This is a genomic window from Ancylobacter novellus DSM 506 (assembly GCF_000092925.1).
Classification (GTDB): domain Bacteria; phylum Pseudomonadota; class Alphaproteobacteria; order Rhizobiales; family Xanthobacteraceae; genus Ancylobacter; species Ancylobacter novellus.
In genome coordinates, this window is record NC_014217.1 from 1075437 (window position 1) to 1090928 (window position 15492).

The window sequence follows — 15492 nt, forward strand, 5'->3', positions numbered from 1 at the left end:
CGGGAGTAACGGGGGGCCTGGCCGCCGGCATTTGTCCGGTGCGCCAGGCCCCAACGTCTCGGAACGGTGCACCTTATGAAACTCTTAGAACAATTCCGAACCATGAGGCGCGGGCACGACCCCGAAGCGCCTGTCACGGCCGCCCCCGGCCTCTGTCGCGGCGCCTCTGAGGAGACCTGCTCATGAAGAAAACTATTCGCGGATGGCTTGTTTCCGGCGCGCTGCCGGCGTCCGCTGGCCGCCTGGCCTTCGTTCTCCCGGCCCTTCTGGCGCTGACGCTCGCCGCGCCGACCCTGGTGCGTGCGCAGGATGCGACGGCGCCTGCCGCAACGGCTGGGGCGACGCCTGCCGCGCCCGCCGAGGCCAAGGAGAAGGACGAGCTCGGCAAGTACACCACGCCCGACGGGGACCCGACCTACAACATCCAGGCCGACGGCACGATGGACTGGTACACCTATTCGGGCTACCGCCGCTATCACGCCGAGTGCCACGTCTGCCACGGCCCTGACGGTATGGGCTCGACCTACGCTCCGGCGCTCGCCACCTCGTTGAAGACCATGACCTATGCGCAGTTCATGGAAACCGTGGTCAACGGCAAGAAGACCGTCGGCGTCGGCACGGCCGACCAGGTGATGCCGGCCTTCGGCGAGAACAAGAACGTCATGTGCTACCTCGACGACATCTATGTCTATCTGAAGGCCCGCGCCGACGGCGCGCTGGACCGCACGCGCCCGAGCAAGCGCGAGGACAAGACGAAGGCGTACACTGACAATGAGAACCAGTGCTTCGGAAGGCCGAGCTGAGATGAGGCGGCGGCTCGCCGGCGCGGCGGCCTTCGCGCTCGCCGCGTTCGCGCTCGCCCCGCCCGCGTCGGCGCAGGTCTCGGACCTCGTCGACCGCTCCACACTGCGCGTCTGCGCCGATCCGGCCAACATGCCCTTCACCGACGAGGAAGGGCAGGGCTTCGAGAACAAGATCGCCGAGCTGATGGCGCAGAAGCTCGACCTGCCGCTGGACTACACCTGGTTCCCGCAGGCGACCGGCTTCTACCGCATGACGCTCGGCACCAAGCGCTGCGACGTGGTGATGGGCTATGTCGCCGGCGGCGATCCGGTGCTCAACACCAATGCCTATTACCGCTCGGCCTGGGTGTTGATCACCAAGAAGGACGGTGACCTGGCCGATGTCGACACGCTGGAGGATCCACGGCTCAAGGGGCGCCGCATCGGGGTGATCGCCGGCTCGCCGCCGGGCGACTTCCTGATGCGCAATGGCCTCATGGCGATGGCGCGGCCCTACGCGCTTATGGTCGACCGCCGCTATGAGAGTCCGGCTGAGACGATGATCGCCGACATCGATTCCGGCGCCGTCGACGCCGGCATCCTCTGGGGGCCGATCGGCGGCTACTACGCCAAGAAGTCGGGCATCCCGCTCAACGTGACGCCGCTGGTGAAGGAGAAGGGCGATCCCTCGCTCGTCTACCGCATCACCTTCGGCATCCGCCCCGGCGAACTGAACTGGAAGCACCAGCTCAACCAGTTCATCACCGACGAGCAGGGCGCCATAAACCGCATCCTGCTCGATTATGGCGTGCCGCTGCTCGACGGGCAGGACCGGCCGATCGAACAGGCGCCCTGACGGGACGGCGGGAGACGCGAGGACATGACGAGCCCCCGCCCCGAACCGCCGCTCACCCGCCTCGCCTGGCTCGGCATTGCCGGGCTAGCCGTTGCGCTCCTGGCGCTCTCACCTTCCAGCGGCCGCGGCGATCCGGCGGTTCCGGAGCCCTCCGGCTACCGCATGGACGACTATCGCGCGCCGACGCCCGCGAGCCTCAACGGTGCCCGCGTCATCGACACGAATGAGGCCGAGCGGCTGTGGCGCGGCAAGGCAGCGCTGTTCGTCGACGTCATGCCGCGCGACGTGAAGCCGGCGAACCTTCCGCCCGGCACGATCTGGCGCGACAAGAAGCGCGATCATCTGCCGGGCAGCGTCTGGCTGCCCAATGTCGGCTACGGCGCGCTCAGCGCCGGCATGGACGCCTATTTCCGTCGGGGGCTCGGCACGCTGACCGAAGGCCGCCACGATGCCGCGCTGGCCTTCTACTGCCAGACCGACTGCTGGATGAGCTGGAATGCCGCCAAGCGCGCGCTGGAGTACGGCTATACCAACATCCTCTGGTATCCCGGCGGCAGCGATGGCTGGGCCAAGGCGGGCCTGCCGCTGGAGGCGGCGACACCGCTGGACTGACGCGAATCGCCTATACTCGCCTCATGCGCGAACGCTTGGAATGGCTCAGGGACTGGCTCGCCGACCACTGGGTGGCTGGCGCCGGCTTCATGGCGGCGGCGCTGCTGGCGACGGCCCCGCTGCTGGGAGCCGAGGCGTCGCTGGCGCTGCTGCTTATCTTCCTGCACAGCCCCGGCTACATGATCCACCAGGTGGAGGAGCACACCGGCGACCGCTTCCGCCTGTTCGCCAACCATGTGGTGTTCGGCGGGCGCGAGGCGCTGACCACGCCGGCGGTGCTGGTCATCAATGTCGGCGCGGTGTGGGCGTTGAACCTCGGCGCCCTCTATGCCGTGCTGCTGTGGGGGCCGGGCTACGGGCTCGTCGCTCCCTACGCCATGCTGGTGAACGGCATCACCCATATCGGCGCGCGCGTCCGGCTCGGCGTCTACAATCCCGGGCTGGTGACGTCCTTGGCGCTGTTCCTGCCGCTCAGCCTCATCACCATCGGCGCGATCGGCGTCGAGCCGGAGGTCGGCTGGCGCTTCCATGCCGCGGGGCTGGCGGGTGCGGTCCTGCTGCACCTCGCCATCGTCGCCTATGTCGCGCTGCGGCTGAGACGGCTGCGCGCCTGAGCTCACTCCATCACGTTCTGGATGGCGCGGGCGATGGAGAAGGCGCGCTGCTCCAGCAACACCGGGCTCTCGCACACGGCCGTCACCGCCTGGGTGCGCGCGTCGTAGATGCGGGTGTCCCAGAGCAGGTGCTCCTCGAGCTCGGCGGCCTTGGCCTTCTCCTCGTCGGTCTGCGCCGCCTTCTTCGCCTTGGCGAGCGCCAGGCTCTCGTCCTTGATGCGCTTGGACAATTCGATCTGGTGCTGCGAGTAGCGCTCGATGCCGTTGATGATGTGGCTGCGGCGGGTGTTGATCTGGTCGAACACGCCGGCGAAGAGCAGGGTCAGGCGCTGCTTCTTGTCCGGGCCGGCCTTGCCGGCGAATTCCTCGACCTGCTTGGTCGCGTCGTCGATGGGGGTGCGCTGCGCCACCAGCACGGGCACGAGCGCGGCCACGCCCTCGTCAGCCTGCCAGTTGAGATTGTCGAGCGCAGGGCCGGACCACATCTGGCCATAGGCGAGCGTCGGCACCTTGCGCTGGATGCAGGGCCACAACGTGCCGGCGGGGGCGGCCGCGAAAGCGGGCGTCGTGCCCGCCAGCAGCGCAAGCGATAGGGCGAGGCGGAGGAGGCGGCGTGACGGCATAGGCGTTTCCTCGAGGGTATCGGGCCTCTGCGGACCCTGTGTGTATGGCCGGCTCATCGGGCATTCTCCGGCCCGCCGCGGCGGGCCATGACGCCGGCGGAAGGATCATACGCCAGTATCGAGGCGCCAAGGAACACAACGGCGCAACCGGCGACGACGAGGGCGGAGAGCGGCTCGAACTGGCCGTAGAGGGCGAAGCGGATCAGCTCCACCGCATAGGTGAAGGGGTTCAGCGTACAGATCCACCAGAGGACGAGGCTGCTCTCCTGCACCCGCCAGAGCGGGTAGAGCGCGGAAGAGGCGAAGAACATTGGGAAGATGACGAAGTTCATCACGCTGGCGAAATTCTCCATCTGGCGGAAGACGGAGGACATCAGCAGCCCCATGGCGCCCAGCATGAGCCCGGTGAGCAGCAGCGCCGGCAGCACGGCGATGTAGCCGATGGGCGGCAGCTCGACCTCCCAGAACCAGGCGACGGCCAGGAACGCATAGACCTGCAGCAGCGAGACGCAGATGCCGGCGAGAAGCTTGGAGACCAGCAGGAACCAGCGCGGATAGGGGCTGACCAGCAATATGCGCATCGCCCCGACTTCGCGGTCATAGACCATGGAGAGCGAGGATTGCAGCCCGTTGAACAACTGGATCATCGCCACGAGGCCCGGCGTCACATAGACCTCGTAGAGCACGTAGGTCTCGTAAGGCGGAATGATCGAGACGCCGAGCACCGAGCGGAAGCCGGCGGCGAAGATGAACAGCCAGACCAGCGGGCGCACCAGCGCCGAAAGGAAGCGGCCGCGTTGGTTGAGGAAGCGCAGCGCCTCGCGCCAGCATATGCCGGCGAGGACGACGAGATAGCCGCCGAGCGGCAGGCGGAAGCGCGGGGAGGGAGAATTCATGCGGCCTCCGCCTCCTCGCCGACGAGCTTGAGGAAGGCGGCGCCGAGTTCGTCCGTGGCGGCTTCGGCCAGAATGTCCTCGAAGCTGCCACGCGCGCGCACCCGCCCGCGATGCAGCACGACGATGCGGTCGCCGGAGCCGATCTCCTCGATGATGTGCGTGGCCCACAGCACGCCGATGCCGTCGCTTGCCACCAGTTCACGCACCTGCGCCACCAGCGCGGCGCGCGAGGCGATGTCGAGGCCGACGGTCGGCTCGTCGAGCAGCAGCAGGCGCGGGCGGTGCATCAGCGCGCGGACGATCTCCACGCGGCGCATCTGCCCGCCGGAAAGATTGCGCACCTTGTCCTTCGCCCGGTCGGCGAGGCCGGCGCCGTCGAGCAGTTCCATTGCCCGCCGCCGCCCGGCGCCGAAGCCCATGCCGTGCAACGTGGCGTGATAGACGAGGTTCTCCAGCACGGTGAGTTCGAGGTCGAGCGTGCGTGCCTGGAACACGACGCCGAGCCGGCTCAGCGCGGCGGCCGGCTGGCGGCGCACATCGTAGCCGAGCACGTGGATGGCACCGCTGCGATTGTCGTAGAGCCGGGTGATCAGCGAGAACAGCGTGGTCTTGCCGGCGCCGTTGGGACCGAGCAGGGCGGTGAAGCTGCCCGCCGGCACGTCGAGGCTGACATCGTCCAGCGCCCTGCGCGCGCCGAAGGTGTGGGTGACGCCCTGCACCGCAAGCGCCGGCACGGCTGGATCGGCAGGCGAAGGCGCCGTGTCGTGCAGCGGAACCGTCATGGCGTCTCCCGGAAGCGGCCAGACACAGAGAAGAAAATGTCCCCGGCCATGGCCGGGGACAGTCTACGAGGAGAACAAGTCCGCGTCGTCACTTCACGATGAATTCGCCCTTCATGCCCCGCTCCTCCATGCCCTTGCAGTACCAGGCATAGTTGCCGGGCTTGACAGGCACGAAGAACATCTCGGCCTCGCCCTCTTCCTCGAACTCAAGCTCGGTGAGGTGGATGGCCTTGATCTCCATGCCGCCGGCCTCGACCTTGCGCAGGAAGATGTTCTGGAACAGCCCCGGCGACTGCCAGGCGCATTCCTTCTTGCCGGTCGACTTGACGGTCAGCGAGTAGGCCTTGCCGGTCTCCAGCTCATACTTCTGCTGGGAGACGCCGAAGCCGGAATCACCGAGGCCGACGGTGAGTTCTTCGAGCTCCACCGGCTTCAGGGTCATGTCGCCCTTGGCATAGGCGAGGCCGGAGAGGGCGAGGGTAGTCGCGAGCACGGCGGCAATATGCGTCTTCATGGCAAAATCCTCCGAATGATGTTTCTTGGCTGATCGTTCAGGGCTTACGGCACCACCACCACGCCCCAGGGCGAGCGGCCGACGGTGACGGATTTGGTGACCTTCTCGTTCGCGACGTCGATGACCGAGATGTCGTTCGAGTTGCCGTTGGTGGTGACGAGGAACTTCTCGTCCGGCGTGAAGCCGAGCTGCCAGACGCGCTGGCCGACCAGCAGGTACTTCTCGACTTCAAGCGTCTTGGCGTCGATCACCGCCACGCGGTTGGCCGGGCCGAGGGCGACGAACGCCTTGGAGCCGTCCTTGGAGATGCGCACGCCGACCGGCTGGATGGCGTCATCGGTCACGCCGGGGATCTTGAAGGAGATCTTCTTGACGATCTTCCACGTCGCGGGGTCGATCACCGCCACCGTGCCGCCGACCTCGGCCGAGACCCAGAGCTGCTTGCCGTCCTTGGAGAATTCGGCGATGCGCGGGCGGGAATCGACGAGGATGTTCTCGATGATCTCGTTGGTCTTCGTGTCCACCACATGCGCCATGTTGGTGGTCTCGGAGGTGTTGACCATGTACTTGCCGTCCGGGCTGATGCCCATGCCCTCCGGCTCCACGCCCACCGGGATCTCGACGACGAGGTCGTTGTTCTCGACGTTCACCACCGTGACCATGTTGTCGTCTTCGTTGGCGATGTAGAGCGGGTTGCCCGAGGGGTGCAGCACGAACAGCTCCGGATCGGGACCGGAGCGCAGCGTCTTCACCAGCTTCAGCGTCGCCGCGTCATAGACCTCGACGCGGTTGTCGTCCGAGGCGCACAGATAGACCAGCTTGCCGTCCGGGCTGGCGATGATGCCGCGCGGGCGCCGGCCGGTCTTGATGGTCTCGATGACCTTCAGCGTGTCCATGTCGACCACGCTCATCGTGTGGTCGCGCTCATTGGAGACGAAGGCACGGGGACCGGCCGCGGCCGGCAGGGCATCGACCAGCAGCAGCCCGGCGATGGCGGCGGCGCTGGACAGCAGGATCTGGCGTCTCATTCGTTTCCTCCTGGCAATGGCTTGATTTTATTGGAACTTGCAGGCCGTCTCGGGCCGGTCGAAGCCGAGCGTGTCGAGCGGCGTGACCTGGTGCAGGAAGCCGGCCTGCGGCGAGAGCGTCACCGTGTTGGTGGCGTGGGTGAGCAGGATCGGCTGGCGAAGCTGGTGGTCCCAGTCGCGGAACGAGGCGGCGACGCCCTTGAACACCGGCAGGTCGTAATCCGGCGCGAGCATCTGCGCCTTCACCTTGGTGGGATCGTTGTTGCGGGTCTTCAGGCTGGCCGAACCGATGGAGAAGACGCCTTCCCACATCTGGAAGTCGAGCGGCAGCATCATCCGCTTCGACTGCTTGAAGAAGCGGCTCTGAAGCTGCGAGGCGCCCCAGTTCTCCATGGTGGGGTGCCAGGAGAGCGGCATCAGCCCCTGCGTGCCGGCGGTGGGGCGGGCGAGCCAAGTGTTGTAGGGCAGGATGTCGCCGAACTCGCCCAGCTCGTCGGCGACGACGAGGATGTCGTACTCGCCGACCTGCGTGCCGCGCGGCACCTCCGACTGTGCGGTGGCGCGGGCATCCGGGCCATAATCCCACTGCTTCTCGGCGACGATCTTGGCGCCGAACTTCTTCGCTGAGCGGCGCACCGCCTCGGCATAGAGCTTGTCGGCGTCGGTGCGGCCGACCATGAGGAACCAGTTGCGCCAGCGCTTGGTGACGAGGAACTGCGCCAGCGCGTCGGTCAGCATCGCCCGGTTGGGAGCGATGTGGAACACGTTGGCGCGGCAGTCCTGCTGGCGCAGCCGGTCATCGGTGGCGCCGACATTGATGATGAGGACGTTCTTGTCCTTCAGCGCGTCGGCGATGCGGATGAGCTGGTCGGCGGGAACATCGAGCAGGATGAAGCTGTTGCCGGCCTCGACAAGCTTCTGCGCCGCCGGCAGCGGATCGCCGTCGGTCGGCACGATCTCGGTGGAGAGCTTGTAGTCGAGCTTGAGGAAGCGGCCGCTGGTGAGGTTGTCGCGGATACCGAGCTCGGCGCCGGCGATGCCGAGGTCGTTCGGCGGCATCTGCAGCGGCGCGATCCATGGCGGCGGCTCGGGGATCTGCCGCACCAGGCCGATGCGAAATGTCTGCTCGGGCGGTATGGCCGCCGCTGGCTTGGCTGCGAGCGGCGGCGAGGAAGGGGCAGGGGAGGTGGCCTCCTGCGCGCCCGCCGCAGTCATCGCGCACAATGCTGCAATCAGCGCCGCGCCAGTGACGCTCGCCATCCTTTTCATCGGCATTTCATCCCACGGCAATGTGTTTGCTGGTTCTCGACAAGTGTCTTTGGAACTTTTCTCGGTCGCCGTGGCAAAACTCTACGCAATCGAGCTCAAGCATTCAATAAAATAGCGTGCATAAGAAACTAATAAGAAAATGTAACGCTGCCGTTATCCAAAGCATATAGCAAATATTAAAATCGGGAACTTTTTCCCGGTCGCTTGCAGGAGCATATCTCCGCGTTATGATTGCCGGGCGGCAGGAACAAGTCCGGCCCAGGGAGGGAGAACTGGATGAATGCTTTCAGCTACCTCGGTGCAACTGCCGCGCTCGTTCTCGGTCTCGCCGCCGCCGATGCCCAGGCCGCGACGCGCGTCGCCGTGTTCGACTTCGAGCTGTTCGACACCAGCGGCGAGGCGGGCCCCAGCGGGCCGAAGCCGGAGGAGGCGAGGCGCCTCGCCCTCATCACTGACGATCTGCGCGAGCGGCTGAAGAAAGCCGGCTATGAAGTGGTCGACCTGTCGCCGAAAAAGGCCGAGATTACCGAGGCTTCGCCCTTCCGCAACTGCAATAGCTGCGAGCTCGAGATCGCCCGCTCCCTCGGTGCGCAGATCGAGGTGATCGGGCTGGTGCAGAAAGTCTCGAATCTCATCCTCAACATCAACTTCCAGCTGCGGGATGTTGCGACGGGGGAGGTGCTGCGCGCGGGCAGCGCCGACATCCGCAACAACACGGACGAATCCTGGCTGCGCGGCGTCTCCTATCTCATCCGCAATCGTCTGCTCGATCCGCCGCTTACTGGGAAAGCCGCGCCATGATTCTCACCCGCCGCGCCTTGCTGGCATCGGCTGCCATCACGCTGGTTCCGCTGCTGCCTCTGCCGACCCATGCGCAGGATGCAGCGATGAAGCTGCGGATCGGCTCGCTGAAATTCGGCACGCTGAACTGGCTGGTGGAGACCATCCGCACGGAAGGCTTCGACAAGCAGCAGGGCCTCACCCTCGACGCCGTCGACTTCGCCAGCGGACAGGCGACGACCGTTGCCCTCCAGGCGGGCGACATCGACCTCATCGTCAGCGACTGGCTGTGGGCGCTACGCCGCACCCAGGATGGCGAGCGCATGCGCTTCGCGCCTTTCTCCAACACGCTCGGCGCGCTGATGGTGGCGACGGACGGGCCGGTGAAGAGCCTCGCCGACCTGAAGGGCAAAAAGATCGGCGTCGCCGGCGGCGCGCTCGACAAAAGCTGGCTGCTTCTGCGCGCCTACGGCAAGGCGCAGCTCGGCGTTGATCTCACTGAAGTCGCCGAGCCGGTGTTCGGCGCCGCGCCGCTGGTCAGCGAGCAACTGGTGCTCGGCCGCGTCGACGCGGTGCTGACCTTCTGGCCCTATGCCGCGCGGCTCGACGCCAAGGGTTTCCGGCGCTTCCTCGACATGAAGGAGGTCGTCAAGGGGCTCGGCATCGATCCTGCCCCGCCGCTGGTCGGCTTCGTCTGGCGCAACGCCGTCATGACCGACAAGGGCGCGGCGATCTCCGCCTTCCTGCGCGCGGCGGCGTCCGCCAACCGGGTGCTGGCGACGAATGATGCCGCCTGGGAGCGCATTCGCCCGCTTATGCAGGCGGCGGACGACGCCGAATTCGCCCGGCTGCGCGACTATTACCGTGCCGGCATTCCGGGCAGCTTCGGCGAGGCCGAGCGGCAGTCCTGCGCCAAGCTCTACGAGGTGCTGGCGCAGACCGGTGGGCCGGAGCTGGTCGGGCCGAATCCGGGCTTCGAGCGCAGCCTGTTCGGGCCGGTGGGCGAGTGAGGGGAAGGTGTCCACTGCGACGCGCCTGCTGCTGACCGCCGCCTCGCTCGCCGGGCTCGTGCTCGTGTGGCAGATCGCCGCTCTGATCGCCGCTTCGCCGCTGCTGCCCGGCCCCGCCGCCGTCGTCGCGGCGATGGCGCGAGCGGCGGAGAGCGGCGCCTTGCAGGCCAACATCGCCATCACGCTCGCTCGCGTCGCCGCCAGCTTCCTCATCGCCATGGCGATCGGCTCGGCCATTGGCATCGCGCTCGGCCGCTCCGTTCAGCTCAACGAGCTGTTCGGCCCGTGGGTGGTGGTGCTGCTCAACCTGCCGGCGCTGGTGGTGATCATCCTCTGCTATGTCTGGTTCGGGCTGACCGAGGCGGCGGCGATCACCGCGGTGGCGATCAACAAGATCCCCAACGTCGCCGTCACCATGCGCGAGGGCGCCGCGGCGCTGTCGCGGGACCTCGACGAGATGGCGCGCGTCTACCGCCTGCCGCGGCTCAAGGCGCTGCGCGAGGTCACCCTGCCGCAGCTCGTGCCGTTCTTCGCCGCCAGCGCCCGCTCGGGGCTCGCGCTCACCTGGAAGATCGTGCTCGTGGTGGAACTGCTCGGCCGCTCCAACGGCGTCGGCTTTGAATTGCAGACGGCGTTCCAGCTCTTCGACGTCGCCACCATCCTCGCCTATGCACTGGCCTTCACCGCGGTGGTGCAACTCATCGAGCTCGGCCTTTTGCAACCTTGGGAGCGGCGGGCCAACCGATGGCGGCGATGAGCGCGATCCATATCGACATCGCCGAGAAGCGCTATCCGGCGGTCGCCGGCGCGCCCGCGCGGGACGTCTTCCGCGATTTCCGGCTGGAGGTGGCAGCGAACGAGTTCCTTGTGCTGCTCGGGGCCTCGGGGCTCGGCAAGACGACGCTGCTCAACATCATCGCCGGGCTCGACACCGCCTATTCCGGCAAGGTGAGCTTCGGTGCGGGCACGCCGTGCATCGCCTATGCCTTTCAGAGCCCGCGGCTCCTGCCATGGCGCACCGTGCTGGGCAATGTTGCCTTGCCGTTGCCGTCCGGTGAGGAGGCGAGGGGCCGGGCCATGGCGATGCTGGGGGAGGTCGGCCTCGCCGATCTCGCCAGTGCCTATCCCGAGCGGCTCTCGCTCGGCCAGCAGCGTCGGGTCGCGCTGGCGCGGGCCTTCGTCATCGAACCGGACGTGCTGTTGATGGACGAGCCCTTCGTCTCGCTCGACGAGGCCGGCGCCGCGCGGTTGCGCGAATTGCTGCGCCGCCTGCTAGCGAAGCGGCCGGCGACGGTGCTGTTCGTCACCCATGACAGCCGCGAGGCGGTGGAACTGGCGAGCCGCGTCGTGGTGCTGGAAGGCGAGCCCGCGCGCATCGTTCGTGACGCGCCGGTGGGCCTGTCGCGCGAGGAACGCGCCGCGCCGGCGCGGATCGACGAGCTGCGCCGGGCGATCGGCATCGGCGGGTGAGGACAGCTCCCTCTCCCTGACGAGGAGAGGGAAGTAGAGACCAGCACTCAGGACCACAGCGGTCCAGTGCCGCGTCATGGCCGGGCTTGGTCCGGCCATCCACGACTTCGGTTCAGCCTGGCGCCGGGTAAGGCGTGAATCCCCGGGCCAAGCCCGGGGATGACGGACGCGAAATCCTCCTCGGAGCCCAATTCCACACCACCCCCTCATCCTGAGGTGCTCGCGCCGCGAGCCTCGAAGGATGGTCGTTCAGGCGCACCCGGACGAGCCTCCTTCGAGGCCGCCGGCGGCGGCACCTCAGGATGAGGTTCATGGGAAGTCGGCGAAGGCCGCCAAAGAAAAAGGCCCGGAGCGTGCTCCGGGCCTCGAGAAGTGGGATTGTGGGCAATGAGAAGGCGGCTCACCCGCCGTCTCAGTGGCGCAAGCGACGCCGGCGAACCGCCGTCACTTGTTCAGGAAAATCGCCGCCAACCGCTGGAGCAGGCCCTTCGGATACTGGGCCGCGGGCGGTGGTGTTGTCTGCCCAGGGTTGCTTCCGATCTAAGCGGCGAAGGGATGCTTGGCCGAAGCGGCCTGAGAGAGGACCTCGCGGACCTTCGGCTCGCCGTCGACGGCGCGCTTGAGGGCCTGCTTGGTGGCCTCGTAGTTGAACTGCTGGATCTTGGCGTCGTCCGCCGCTTCCCAGTGGATGAACACGCCGACCGAGATGAACAGGTCGTCGGCTTCTTCCTCGGGGATCACGCCTTCGGCCACGCTGTCGACGACCGCCTTGGCGACCGCGTACTGCGCAGGGCCGAACATCTGGACGGCCTGGCGGGCGTCCTTGATCGTCACCTTGTTGAACAGGATGGTGTTCGGCTTGGCGAGCAGGTTCGGCGTGACGACGGCGAGCAGCGAGGTGAAGCCGTCCTTGTTGTTCGTCAGGGCGTTGACGAAGGCGCTTTCCGCCGCGCTGCCGCGCGGGCCGATGATGAGGTCGATATGAGCGACCTCGTTGCCGTCACCCACCAGCGATTCGCCGATGAGCACCTTGTTGATCTTGGCCATCTAATCCTCCCACACGGGGTTGCATGACAAGGGACGGGAACTGTCCCCCGATGTCCCGGCTATCTTTGTTGCAGCGTTTGGAACACCAAACCGGTTGGCCCGATAGCGCGACCAGACACGTTACGGGGGAGAGACTAGGCCCGCTTCGCCTTTATCCGCAAGGGATTCTTCGCCCGTGTGACGCTCGGGCACGGGCTTGACAAGACGTTTGTCTAAGCTTGAGGGAATCGATGGTCGCTATTGCGGATTATGGCGGCATGGTCAAAACTACGGCAGACGGCTCTGTCCGGTGATCGGGCAGGCGCCGGGCCGGCCCGAAGCGGCGTCGGCGCCGGCTTCCCGGATGTGTCGGCGTGCCCATTGGCCCGCTTCTTGCTCCGGTACGTTGCAAGCTTGAGGCGATCCGGCCGCCGTGTGCGGCGAGATTAGGCCCGGGGATTGGAGGGACACTCGGACGGGCTTGGATCCACGCCTCGAGGACTTTTTATGGAGCTCATTCTGTCGATCTGCCTTTTCGCCAGCCCAGGCACCTGCCGCGAGGAGATTGTCTCGGTCGGGCTGGAGCAGACACCCGCGCCGGTGCAGTGCATGATGGGCGCACCGCCGGTCATCGCCGAATGGAGCGAGACGCATCCCAAGTGGAAAGTGACCAAATGGCGCTGCGGGCGGGCGGGGTCGGCCGGGCGCGACATCTGAGCTTTCCTTCACCTTAAATCAGGAATCCTGCTGCGCCGCAGCGTGCGCCTGCACGCCGTCCGTGGAATCATCGCGTTGCCATCGATGTGAGGTGGCGCAATCCCGGTCGGATGCATGACGCGTGGCTTGTTTTCGTCGCTCAGGGCGCGCATGGCGCTGCTGCTCGCCGTCGCCGTTCTGGTGACGGCCGCATCGACGCTCGCGCTCGTCTTCGGCCTTGGGGCGGCCAATGCACAGCTCGACCGGCTGGTGTCGGCGCAGAGCCGGCTGGAGCTGCTCTCCGCCATCTCCGGGCGCATCGGCGACTACGCGCTGGTGGCGCTGCAGGCCGGGCACGAAGACCCCGCCGCCGGGCAGGCGCCGATGCATGCCGGCCGCTTCGCCGCCGCCGACCGGGCGCGCGCCGCCTTCGCGCGGCTGGAGGACGCGCTCGCCACCGAGGTCGGACGCCTCTCCGGCGAGGAGCAGCGTACGCTGATGGCGGCGCGCAGCCGCACCCTCGCCCGGATGCGGGCGCAGTTCGACGTGCTCGACCGCCAGATCGACACCGCGCTCGCGGCGGAGGAGCCGGCGACGGCGGTGCGGGTCGCTCTCGACGTCTTCGCCGCCGGCTTCAGCGGACCGCTCGGCCAGGCGATGGAGGAGGAGCGGATCGCGGCCCATGACGCGCAGGCCGCGGTGCGCGACCTGCGCGAGCGCACCATTCGCTGGGGGCTGATCGGCGTCGCGCTCGCCTGCCTGATCGCCGTCGTGCTGTATCATCGGCTCGGCCGCTCGCTGGTCAATCGCGTCGCCGACGTCGCCGCCGCGGCGGCGGCCATCGCGCGGGGCCGCTCGGACACCCGCATCGCCGTCACCGGCCATGATGAGCTGAGCCTTGCCATGGCGCGCTTCAACCGCATGGCGGCGCATCTCGCCCGCCGCGAGGGGCGACTTGTGGCGGCGCAGAAGCAGCTGCAGGAGACGGTCGACGCGCGTACCGCCGAATTGCGCGCGGCCAATACGCGGCTGGAGAATGTCGACCTCGCCCGCCGGCGCTTCTTCACCGATGTCAGCCACGAATTGCGCACGCCGCTCACCGTCATCCTCGGCGAGGCGGAGATCACGCTGCGTCCGGCGCAGCCGCGCGAGGAGGACCTGCGGGCGGCGCTGCTCACCATCCAGTCGCGCGCCCGCCGGCTGCACCGCCGCGTCGAGGACCTTTTGCGTATCGCGCGTTCCGAGAGCGGGCAGATCGAGCTCGATCGCTCGTTCTTCCTCGTCTGCGACCTGATCACCGACTTGCGCGAGAGCATGCAGCCGGTGGCGCGCGCCGCCGGGCTGACGCTGGAGACCGCCTGCATGCCGGACGACCTCGTCATCGATGCCGACCGCGACTGGCTGCGCCAGACCTTCGACGGGCTGATCGCCAATGCGGTGCGCCATTCGCCGCCCGGCGAGACGGTGCGCGTCGAGGCCGCACGCGAGGCGGGCGATGTGGTGATAAGAGTGAGCGACCACGGCACGGGAATCCCGTCGGACGACCTGCCGCACGTCTTCGAGCGCTTCTGGCGCGGCGCCGCCCGCGAGGGTACCGGCTTCGGCATCGGCCTCGCCCTGGCGAAGTGGATCGTCGACCGCCATGGCGGGCGCATCGAGATCGACAGCCGTGTCGCCGATGGCGAAGGGCGGCGCGGGGGGACCTGCGTCACCGTCCGCCTGCCCACGCCGGTGCCCGACATCACATTGGAGGCCGCCCAATGACCATTCTCATCGTCGAGGACGATCCGGACATCGGTTCCCTGCTGCGGCGCGGCTTCTCCTCGGAGAGCTACCAGGTCGAGCTCGTCGGCGACGGCGAGGAGGCGCTGCGCGCGGCCAATGGCAAGGCGTGGGAGGCGATCATCCTCGACGTCATGCTGCCCGGCCGCTCCGGCATCGAGGTGTGCAAGGCGCTGCGCGCCGGCGGACAGACCGCGCCGATCATCATGCTCTCGGCCCGTTCCAGCGTGAACGAGCGCACCGAGGGGCTGATGGCCGGGGCGGACGACTACATCATCAAGCCCTTCGCCTTCGAGGAATTGCTGGCGCGGCTGAAGGTGCAGGCACTGCGCCGCTCCAATGCCGACAGTGAGCCGCGCGTGCTGACCGCCGGCCCGCTCAGCCTCGACCTCGACACGCGGCAGGCCCAGCTTGCCGGTACCCGCGTGCGCCTCACCGAGCGCGAGGTGGAGCTGCTGGCGCTCTTGATGCGCCATCCGAGCGAGCCGCTGGCGCGTGCCGACATCTTTGCCGCGCTATGGGCGGGCCACGGCGGCGCCTCGCTCAATGTGGTGGATGTCTATGTCGGCTATCTCCGCCACAAGCTGGCGGAGGCGCTGCCCGATGGCGGCCACATGATCGTGACCGTGCGCGGGCGCGGCTTCATGTTCGATCCGGAACCGGGCTGATATACCGGCATCGACGCAAGGGTGCTGGTATAATGTGCGCCTAGAGGATTATCGGCATAGTCTTTCTTGACGAAGTGGGAATTC

At 67.4% G+C, this 15492-nt stretch carries 19 protein-coding genes; 12 read left to right on the forward strand and 7 right to left on the reverse strand.

Annotated features, from left to right (window positions below; all coding sequences use genetic code 11):
* Nucleotides 1-182: 182 nt before the first annotated feature.
* The 4 genes from SNOV_RS05190 to SNOV_RS05205 are packed head-to-tail and all read left to right on the forward strand — an operon-like array spanning nt 183 to nt 2864.
* A complete protein-coding gene (locus SNOV_RS05190; RefSeq protein ID WP_013165861.1) occupies nt 183-803 on the forward strand; it encodes a c-type cytochrome, methanol metabolism-related in 621 nt (206 codons plus the stop codon).
* Between the two features lies 1 nt (nt 804).
* The gene (locus tag SNOV_RS05195; protein ID WP_013165862.1) at nt 805-1638 is read left to right on the forward strand and encodes a substrate-binding domain-containing protein; all 834 of its coding nucleotides are present in this window, start codon (nt 805-807) and stop codon (nt 1636-1638) included.
* A 24-nt stretch (nt 1639-1662) separates the two neighbouring features.
* The gene (locus SNOV_RS05200) at nt 1663-2250 is read left to right on the forward strand and encodes a PQQ-dependent catabolism-associated CXXCW motif protein (RefSeq protein ID WP_013165863.1); all 588 of its coding nucleotides are present in this window, start codon (nt 1663-1665) and stop codon (nt 2248-2250) included.
* A 23-nt stretch (nt 2251-2273) separates the two neighbouring features.
* On the forward strand, nt 2274-2864 hold the full coding sequence (locus tag SNOV_RS05205; protein ID WP_013165864.1) for an HXXEE domain-containing protein: 591 nt from the start codon (nt 2274-2276) through the stop codon (nt 2862-2864).
* Between the two features lie 2 nt (nt 2865-2866).
* On the opposite strand, the gene SNOV_RS05210 is transcribed toward SNOV_RS05205, so the two are convergent.
* The 6 genes from SNOV_RS05210 to SNOV_RS05235 all read right to left on the reverse strand — a co-directional run bounded on the left by SNOV_RS05210 (nt 2867) and on the right by SNOV_RS05235 (nt 7766).
* Complete coding sequence (locus tag SNOV_RS05210) at nt 2867-3487, reverse strand: hypothetical protein (protein WP_013165865.1); 621 nt, start codon at nt 3485-3487, stop codon at nt 2867-2869.
* Nucleotides 3488-3540: 53 nt separating this feature from the next.
* Nucleotides 3541-4383 (reverse strand): ABC transporter permease, encoded by an 843-nt coding sequence (locus SNOV_RS05215; protein WP_013165866.1) that lies wholly within the window; start codon nt 4381-4383, stop codon nt 3541-3543.
* Nucleotides 4380-5165, reverse strand: a complete 786-nt coding sequence (locus SNOV_RS05220) for an ABC transporter ATP-binding protein (protein ID WP_013165867.1) — start codon at nt 5163-5165, stop codon at nt 4380-4382. The genes SNOV_RS05215 and SNOV_RS05220 overlap by 4 nt, the downstream gene beginning before the upstream one ends.
* Nucleotides 5166-5253: 88 nt before the next feature.
* Entirely contained in the window at nt 5254-5679 is a 426-nt protein-coding gene (locus SNOV_RS05225) for a cupredoxin domain-containing protein (protein WP_013165868.1), read from the reverse strand.
* Between the two features lie 44 nt (nt 5680-5723).
* Entirely contained in the window at nt 5724-6707 is a 984-nt protein-coding gene (locus SNOV_RS05230) for a PQQ-dependent catabolism-associated beta-propeller protein (RefSeq protein ID WP_013165869.1), read from the reverse strand.
* A 27-nt stretch (nt 6708-6734) separates the two neighbouring features.
* Nucleotides 6735-7766 carry an ABC transporter substrate-binding protein gene (locus tag SNOV_RS05235; RefSeq protein ID WP_244412876.1) on the reverse strand — a complete coding sequence of 344 codons (1032 nt, stop codon included), beginning with the start codon at nt 7764-7766 and terminating at the stop codon, nt 6735-6737.
* On the opposite strand from SNOV_RS05235, the gene SNOV_RS24040 reads away from it, so the two are divergent.
* The 5 genes from SNOV_RS24040 (at nt 7744) to SNOV_RS05255 (ending at nt 11236) form a co-directional block, all read left to right on the forward strand.
* Entirely contained in the window at nt 7744-8091 is a 348-nt protein-coding gene (locus SNOV_RS24040) for a hypothetical protein (RefSeq protein WP_244412877.1), read from the forward strand. The genes SNOV_RS05235 and SNOV_RS24040 overlap by 23 nt on opposite strands.
* 161 nt (nt 8092-8252) lie before the next feature.
* Nucleotides 8253-8777 (forward strand): DUF3280 domain-containing protein, encoded by a 525-nt coding sequence (locus tag SNOV_RS05240; protein WP_013165871.1) that lies wholly within the window; start codon nt 8253-8255, stop codon nt 8775-8777.
* On the forward strand, nt 8774-9766 hold the full coding sequence (locus SNOV_RS05245) for an ABC transporter substrate-binding protein (protein ID WP_013165872.1): 993 nt from the start codon (nt 8774-8776) through the stop codon (nt 9764-9766). The genes SNOV_RS05240 and SNOV_RS05245 overlap by 4 nt, the downstream gene beginning before the upstream one ends.
* Before the next feature lie 7 nt (nt 9767-9773).
* Entirely contained in the window at nt 9774-10523 is a 750-nt protein-coding gene (locus tag SNOV_RS05250; protein ID WP_013165873.1) for an ABC transporter permease, read from the forward strand.
* Entirely contained in the window at nt 10511-11236 is a 726-nt protein-coding gene (locus tag SNOV_RS05255) for an ABC transporter ATP-binding protein (protein ID WP_013165874.1), read from the forward strand. Before SNOV_RS05250 ends, SNOV_RS05255 begins: the two co-directional genes overlap by 13 nt.
* Nucleotides 11237-11776: 540 nt before the next feature.
* Here the strand turns inward: SNOV_RS05255 and fae are convergent.
* Nucleotides 11777-12283, reverse strand: a complete 507-nt coding sequence (fae, locus tag SNOV_RS05260) for a formaldehyde-activating enzyme (RefSeq protein WP_013165875.1) — start codon at nt 12281-12283, stop codon at nt 11777-11779.
* Nucleotides 12284-12769: 486 nt separating this feature from the next.
* Between fae and SNOV_RS05265 the strand changes: the two genes are divergently transcribed.
* From SNOV_RS05265 to SNOV_RS05275, 3 genes are all read left to right on the forward strand, one after another.
* Complete coding sequence (locus SNOV_RS05265) at nt 12770-12979, forward strand: hypothetical protein (RefSeq protein ID WP_013165876.1); 210 nt, start codon at nt 12770-12772, stop codon at nt 12977-12979.
* A gap of 114 nt (nt 12980-13093) precedes the next feature.
* Complete coding sequence (locus SNOV_RS05270; protein WP_041782007.1) at nt 13094-14722, forward strand: sensor histidine kinase; 1629 nt, start codon at nt 13094-13096, stop codon at nt 14720-14722.
* Complete coding sequence (locus SNOV_RS05275) at nt 14719-15408, forward strand: response regulator transcription factor (RefSeq protein ID WP_013165878.1); 690 nt, start codon at nt 14719-14721, stop codon at nt 15406-15408. The genes SNOV_RS05270 and SNOV_RS05275 overlap by 4 nt, the downstream gene beginning before the upstream one ends.
* The last annotated feature ends 84 nt before the right edge of the window (nt 15409-15492 follow it).

Excerpts from the sequence above, each read along its gene's own strand:
- fae (WP_013165875.1), bottom strand. The coding sequence starts at position 12,283 with ATGGCCAAGATCAACAAGGTGCTCATCGGCGAATCGCTGGTGGGTGAC.
- SNOV_RS05270 (WP_041782007.1), top strand. The coding sequence starts at position 13,094 with ATGACGCGTGGCTTGTTTTCGTCGCTCAGGGCGCGCATGGCGCTGCTG.
- SNOV_RS05240 (WP_013165871.1), top strand. The coding sequence starts at position 8,253 with ATGAATGCTTTCAGCTACCTCGGTGCAACTGCCGCGCTCGTTCTCGGT.
- SNOV_RS05200 (WP_013165863.1), top strand. The coding sequence starts at position 1,663 with ATGACGAGCCCCCGCCCCGAACCGCCGCTCACCCGCCTCGCCTGGCTC.
- SNOV_RS05225 (WP_013165868.1), bottom strand. The coding sequence starts at position 5,679 with ATGAAGACGCATATTGCCGCCGTGCTCGCGACTACCCTCGCCCTCTCC.
- SNOV_RS05215 (WP_013165866.1), bottom strand. The coding sequence starts at position 4,383 with ATGAATTCTCCCTCCCCGCGCTTCCGCCTGCCGCTCGGCGGCTATCTC.
- SNOV_RS05255 (WP_013165874.1), top strand. The coding sequence starts at position 10,511 with ATGGCGGCGATGAGCGCGATCCATATCGACATCGCCGAGAAGCGCTAT.
- SNOV_RS05190 (WP_013165861.1), top strand. The coding sequence starts at position 183 with ATGAAGAAAACTATTCGCGGATGGCTTGTTTCCGGCGCGCTGCCGGCG.
- SNOV_RS05275 (WP_013165878.1), top strand. The coding sequence starts at position 14,719 with ATGACCATTCTCATCGTCGAGGACGATCCGGACATCGGTTCCCTGCTG.
- SNOV_RS05210 (WP_013165865.1), bottom strand. The coding sequence starts at position 3,487 with ATGCCGTCACGCCGCCTCCTCCGCCTCGCCCTATCGCTTGCGCTGCTG.
- SNOV_RS05235 (WP_244412876.1), bottom strand. The coding sequence starts at position 7,766 with ATGCCGCCGAACGACCTCGGCATCGCCGGCGCCGAGCTCGGTATCCGC.
- SNOV_RS24040 (WP_244412877.1), top strand. The coding sequence starts at position 7,744 with ATGCCGAGGTCGTTCGGCGGCATCTGCAGCGGCGCGATCCATGGCGGC.
- SNOV_RS05205 (WP_013165864.1), top strand. The coding sequence starts at position 2,274 with ATGCGCGAACGCTTGGAATGGCTCAGGGACTGGCTCGCCGACCACTGG.
- SNOV_RS05220 (WP_013165867.1), bottom strand. The coding sequence starts at position 5,165 with ATGACGGTTCCGCTGCACGACACGGCGCCTTCGCCTGCCGATCCAGCC.
- SNOV_RS05230 (WP_013165869.1), bottom strand. The coding sequence starts at position 6,707 with ATGAGACGCCAGATCCTGCTGTCCAGCGCCGCCGCCATCGCCGGGCTG.
- SNOV_RS05195 (WP_013165862.1), top strand. The coding sequence starts at position 805 with ATGAGGCGGCGGCTCGCCGGCGCGGCGGCCTTCGCGCTCGCCGCGTTC.
- SNOV_RS05265 (WP_013165876.1), top strand. The coding sequence starts at position 12,770 with ATGGAGCTCATTCTGTCGATCTGCCTTTTCGCCAGCCCAGGCACCTGC.
- SNOV_RS05245 (WP_013165872.1), top strand. The coding sequence starts at position 8,774 with ATGATTCTCACCCGCCGCGCCTTGCTGGCATCGGCTGCCATCACGCTG.